This is a genomic window from Vibrio sp. 2033, from assembly GCF_033339735.1.
In genome coordinates this window covers 1-886 of the sequence record NZ_JAWOVC010000176.1, presented here as the reverse complement: position 1 = coordinate 886, position 886 = coordinate 1, and the positions used below count along the sequence as shown (strand labels likewise).

The following is an 886-nucleotide window of genomic DNA, read 5'->3' as shown; positions in this document are numbered from 1 at the left end:
CTTCACGGTAAACACCGGGCTCATTGGTTATCACCATGCCAGGTTTTAGCTCAACTTCGCGGTGGCTTTGCGAGAAGTTTTGTGGCCCTTCATGGACATTCAAACAAATACCCACGCCATGTCCTGTACCGCATTTGTAATCAATACCATGTTGCCACAGCACGCCTCGTGCCATGATGTCGAGATTGGCACCCGTAGAGCCTTTCATGAATCGAGTCTGAGTCAGTCGGATGACCGCTTTCAGCACTAACGTGTAGTCTTTGCGCTGTTTAATGGTCGGTGACCCGAAGTGGAAAGTACGGGTGATGTCTGTTGTGCCGCCAAGGTATTGACCGCCAGAATCTACAAGGAAGAAATTGCTTTCATTGACAACGGCATTGCTTTCTTCATCGGCGGCGTAGTGCATTTTCGCGCCATGTGCGGCGAAGCCTGCAATCGTGCGGAAACTGTCGCTCACATAATGGCGAGTTTGACGGCGATAGCTTTTCAATTGAGCCTCGGCTGACAGCTCAGTAACAAGCCCGCTTGGGACTTGGTCTTCTAACCAGCTCATGAACTTCACGACGGCCACACCATCGTCCGTCAATGACTGTTCGAGATTGGCTAACTCGGTCTGATTTTTGATGGCTTTCATGTCGGTGACGGGGCGAGCCATTGGCTTTAATGAAAGGTTCTGCTCAATGGAGTTAACCAATAAGCTGTCGGTATAAACCGGGCTAAAAGCAAGCGACAAGCCTTCACATTGCTGATTCAAATACTGGCTGACGTACTCGTAGTGACGAACGCTCACACCTTGCGCAGTCAGCTTCTTCTCTATCTCGGCTGGTAACTTTTGTTTATCGATGAACGCCGTCGCGCGGTCTCGCTCGACAATAAGGTAGGATTC

Annotated in this window: 1 protein-coding gene; it reads right to left on the bottom strand. The window is 50.2% G+C overall.

Annotated features, from left to right (window positions below; all coding sequences use genetic code 11):
* On the bottom strand, positions 1-886 hold an 886-nt coding region (locus R7P74_RS25415), incomplete at both ends, for a M24 family metallopeptidase (protein WP_318123414.1).